Here is a 4,573-nt window from a genome sequence, read left to right as displayed (position 1 = left end):
TGGGGCTATGTGAAATTCTCACCTTGACTTGCTCTATTTTTATTCTAACATCAATAACTATAGAAGATGTAAAGGGCAATGTTGTCGAGGTCCCAAAGGATATTAAGAAAATTGCCGTGGTACCATTGCCTTGGGCTTCAGTGGTTACCGCACTGGATGGCAATTCTGAGCGTATTGTTGCAATTCATCCGGGTGCTATGTCTGCGTATAAAGGCCATTTTTTGGCAACCAAGGATAGCCATTTTGGTACCCTGAATACTGAGCTTATCGGTCAGGATTTTTCCGTAAATGTTGAAGGAATGCTGCAACAGGGGGTTGAAGCTGCAATTATTTGGCAGCATCAGGAGGACGATGCCGCCAAGTTGAAGCAGGTTGGCATTGTTCCTATTATGATTAACAATACTACTGTTGAGGAGTTGCAGAAAAGCTTCCTTATTGTGGGCAAGCTGCTGGGCAAGGAGGACCGTGCTAAAAAGATAAATGACTACTATCAGAAGACTTATGACCAGATAAAGAGTAAGTCCAATGATGTGGCTAAGGCAGACAAGCCAAAGATTCTCTTCCTGCGTACCCAGAAGCTGCGTCTTCAGGGCAATGATAATTTCATGCGTGAAGCTATTGAGATTGCCGGCGGAGATAACCCTACGGAAAAAACTGATTTGAAGAGCAATCAGAACCAGAATCAGACCATTACCATGGAAGAGGTATTGAAGATTGATCCGGATATTATTTTGCTCAGCAACTTTGACAAATTTGTTCCGGATGATCTGTATGAGAACCGTATACCTGGACAGGACTGGAGTACTGTTAAGGCTGTTAGGGAACATAGGGTTTATAAGGTACCTCTCGGTATTTATCGTTGGGATGCCCCAGGCGTAGAAACTCCTTTGATGATGCGTTGGCTGGCCCATCTTTTACAGCCGGGGATTTTCAAGGATATCAATATTCGTCAGGACACAAGAGATTTCATGAAAGATTTTATGAATTATGATTTAAGTGATGAGGATTTGGCGGTTATATTTGCGGATGAGGCAAATAAAAACAGCGTAAAGGTGCAGTAATGAAGGTGCTGAAGCGATTTACATCAGGGGGATATGCAGCTATAATGCTGCTATTCCTTTTTCTGCTGGCTGCCATGACGGTTTTTAGCATAGGTTCGGGGCGGTTTGATATTGGTTCGGGCGATGTAGTAAAGATATTGTGTCACCCACTTTTGGGGATTGAGAGAACTTGGAGCGAGCAGGCAGAGAATGTAATTTTTTCTCTTCGCCTGCCCCGGGTTTTGGCTGCTGTTATGATTGGTGCTGCGCTGTCTCTTTCCGGCGCAGCCTATCAGAGTGTGTTCAAAAATCCTTTGGTGGCCCCGGATATGCTTGGGGTGTCATCAGGAGCCTGTGTGGGTGCATCTGTATGCATATTGCTTGGTTTGTCCCAACTTGGAATTCAGGTTGGGGCTTTTTGTGGTGGTTTACTGGCTGTATCTGTGGCGGTAATGATTCCCCGTATAGTGGGTAGAAATACAGTAGTCATGCTGGTTCTAGCCGGCATTATAGTAGGGGGCTTTATGAGCTCATTACTGGGCATCATAAAGTATGTTGCTGATACAGAGACGGAATTACCACTTATTACATATTGGCAGCTTGGTTCCTTGACAAGCGTTATGTGGGGAAATCTATTGTATAATGGTCTGCCGATAATTGCCTGTGCAATGATAATGCTTTTTTTGCGCTGGCGCATGAATATCTTGATGTTGAGTGACGAAGAGGCTCATATGCTGGGACATAATGCTGTCCGAATTCGTTACGCAGTTATATTCTGTGCAACTGTACTTACGGCCAGTTCGGTATGTATAAGTGGCACCGTTGGATGGATTGGGCTTGTGGTTCCTCATTTTGCCAGAATGCTTGTTGGTCCGAACAATCAAAGACTGTTACCGCTGGCAGTGGTAATGGGTGCTCTGTTCCTGCTGGTAGTGGATACACTTTCCCGCACAACAATGAATGCTGAGATTCCTTTAAGTATACTTACCGGTCTTATTGGTGCTCCGTTCTACTTTTATCTGCTTATACGACAAAGAATGGCGGTGGTATAGTGAAGCTTGTGGTCGAAAAATTGTCGTTTTCTTATGATGAAGACACTCCATTGTGGAAGGATGTTTCTTTGACCGTGGAAACTGGCGGTATTTACTCTATACTTGGTGCCAATGGTGCCGGAAAATCCACCCTTTTGCGTTGTATAATTGGTTTTCAGCAACCATGGTCGGGTAAGGTATGGATTGAGGAGCAGGGAAAAAGGTATGATTCCTATACTGATGCAAAAAAGTTTACGCAGCTTATAGGTTATGTTCCGCAATTACAACAGACCCCCTATTCTTTTACTGTTCGTGATTATGTTGTTATGGGCAGGGCTCCGCATTTGGGGCTGTTCCAGAAGCCTTGTAAAGAGGACTATGAATTGACGGATGATATCCTTCAGGAGATGGGTATTTATGATTTAAAAAATCGTCCCATAAATAGTTTGTCAGGTGGTCAGCAGAGACAGGCGACTATTGCCAGGGCCATTGTTCAGGAGCCTCGTATCATTGTTATGGACGAGCCTACCAATCATCTGGATTATGGCAACCAGCAACGGGTTATGGACATTATCAGAAAACTTTCCGCCAAGGGGATTGCTGTATTGCTGACAACCCACATGCCTAATCAGGCAATTTACCTTGGGCAGCAAACAGGGATTTTACACAACGGAACATTAGCATCGGGAGCCGCCGAAAAAATTATTACTGAAGAAGCACTGCGAAATTTATACCAGATGAGTGTGCACATGGTGTATGTCCCAGAAGCAGGAAGAAAGATATGTATTCCGGGAAAATTAATGGAACATGATTAGCAGGTGCTATGAATTGATAGGGGAGTGTGTATGACTGCAAAAGAAACATTGGCAGAGTGCAGAATAGAGCCAGGGGTTACAAATAATAAGAATGGCAATATTATGGTCCTTCCAGGGCGTATTTGGAAAAGGGACGATCTGATGTTAATCGCCACCGGCTCTCCGGCTTGTGTCCGTGGCGTATATAATACTGCTGTAAAGCTGAATAAGCTGCATCAATATCGGTACTGTTTGATGGAGGCCATTGATCTGGAAAATTATGAAAAGTGGCTGACAAAGCTGGATGATGTATTACATAATGCATTGGGAGAACCGTGGCTGGGAGGCGTTGTTATTTACGCTTCCTGCCTTGATTTTTTGCATAAAGCTATATTGAACAGATTTGTGGAAGATGCGGAGAAAAAAGCCACTGTACCTATAAAGATTCTTTACAGGGGTGCAGTAGTACCACAGAAAAAACCGCTGGAAGAATTTTTGGCAGAGCTTTTGGATGAAATACCCGAAGGAAAAGGAAAACTCAGTACAGAGGAAAAATCTCTTCCCGCCATGCAGACTGATTTTGCTGGGTTGGCAGATATGCTGCAGGTGTGGGATACATACAACTTGATGGTAGATGCTGGCGGTTGTACTGAATGTTTTTCTTTACCACAATCCTGGCGACAGAATTATCACTTGAAAAAATCCAGATTTTCTTTATTTGGGGCATTAAAGAGTTGTCAGCTTATATTCCCGGATATTATAAAGGAAGACTGGAATACTTCTGGAAATGAGAAGCCTTGCTGCCTTTTTCAGTCACCAATACCAAAAATCTCCAAGTTTGATATGGATTTGTTGAGGAAGAACCTTCACCGCAGTGGCATTGATGAGGTATATTGCTTCAAGACGGATGGATTTCATAGCCATATTGAAGGTATTTCCAACGCCATGCTGCAATTATATAATGGTTCCCATTCGGAAAAAGTGCCTGTGAAGCAACCTTTAATTGGAATATTGGGCTCTTCAAGGATGCAAAGTGCCTCTTTGGATAAGATTGGACATGGAATCGAGCATATAGAATGGGATGGATACGGAGCCATGTTCCCGAAAGACAACCTCTTAAACAGTTGGGGCAATTTAAACAGTGTAAAAATGAATTGGGTGGTTTCTGCCCAGGGAGTCTTTTTGGCACAAAAAATTCAGGAAACGCAGGGAATTCCTTAGATTGCCGCTATTCCTGTAGGCACCCGTTCCATGAAATTGTGGCTGAATAAGATCAATGGATATATGAACAGCAATAAAGCATTGGCGGAAGTGCCGGATAAGACTTCTCTTCGCCGTGAAGAGAAGGTGCTGCTTTTAGGAGATCCGGTGCTCACTCTTGGAATATATCGTTTCCTACGGGAAATGCTGGGTTTTCACCAGATTGAACTTGCTTTATATGCGCCTTTCCACTCATTACGGGAATGGTACAACCAGGCTGTGCCGTTGATTATGGCCAATGGACTTGGAGATTGTCAGAGGCCGGAGATACATTTATTTTCTGACCGTGAACAGTGGCTGGAATTAGCATCGGGGTGTGACATCATTATCGGTGACAGCACATTTAATATTTCCGGAGCACTGTCAGATAAAATTTGGATAAATATTACTGATCTCAACTTTCCCACCACAAAAATAAAGCCAATTCCTTGAAAATATTGGTGTCGCG

The 4,573-nt window shown here is 43.5% G+C and carries 5 protein-coding genes; all 5 read left to right on the top strand.

Annotation, left to right across the window (positions count from 1 at the left end; translation table 11 throughout):
- A partial coding sequence (locus Q0Y54_RS11770; RefSeq protein WP_297968194.1) for an ABC transporter substrate-binding protein occupies positions 1 to 1,061 on the top strand: 1,061 nt, incomplete at its 5' end.
- Positions 1,062 to 1,105: 44 nt separating this feature from the next.
- Positions 1,106 to 2,092, top strand: coding sequence for an iron ABC transporter permease (locus tag Q0Y54_RS11765; RefSeq protein ID WP_297968190.1), 987 nt, complete (start codon positions 1,106 to 1,108; stop codon positions 2,090 to 2,092).
- The gene (locus Q0Y54_RS11760; protein WP_297968185.1) at positions 2,092 to 2,886 is read left to right on the top strand and encodes an ABC transporter ATP-binding protein; all 795 of its coding nucleotides are present in this window, start codon (positions 2,092 to 2,094) and stop codon (positions 2,884 to 2,886) included. Before Q0Y54_RS11765 ends, Q0Y54_RS11760 begins: the two co-directional genes overlap by 1 nt.
- A 231-nt stretch (positions 2,887 to 3,117) precedes the next feature.
- Positions 3,118 to 4,086, top strand: a complete 969-nt coding sequence (locus Q0Y54_RS11755; RefSeq protein WP_297968182.1) for a hypothetical protein — start codon at positions 3,118 to 3,120, stop codon at positions 4,084 to 4,086.
- Positions 4,087 to 4,116: 30 nt separating this feature from the next.
- Positions 4,117 to 4,557: a hypothetical protein gene (locus tag Q0Y54_RS11750; protein ID WP_297968178.1), complete on the top strand. Its 441-nt coding sequence runs from the start codon at positions 4,117 to 4,119 to the stop codon at positions 4,555 to 4,557.
- The last annotated feature ends 16 nt before the right edge of the window (positions 4,558 to 4,573 follow it).

This window comes from uncultured Anaerovibrio sp. (assembly GCF_947302755.1).
Taxonomy (GTDB): Bacteria; Bacillota; Negativicutes; order Selenomonadales; family Selenomonadaceae; genus Anaerovibrio.
This window is presented reverse-complemented; position numbering and strand designations above follow the sequence as displayed.

Bases quoted from the DNA above. Each gene is read 5' to 3' on its own strand.
- Q0Y54_RS11765 (WP_297968190.1), top strand. From the start codon at position 1,106: ATGCTGCTATTCCTTTTTCTGCTGGCTGCCATGACGGTTTTTAGCATA.
- Q0Y54_RS11750 (WP_297968178.1), top strand. From the start codon at position 4,117: ATGAAATTGTGGCTGAATAAGATCAATGGATATATGAACAGCAATAAA.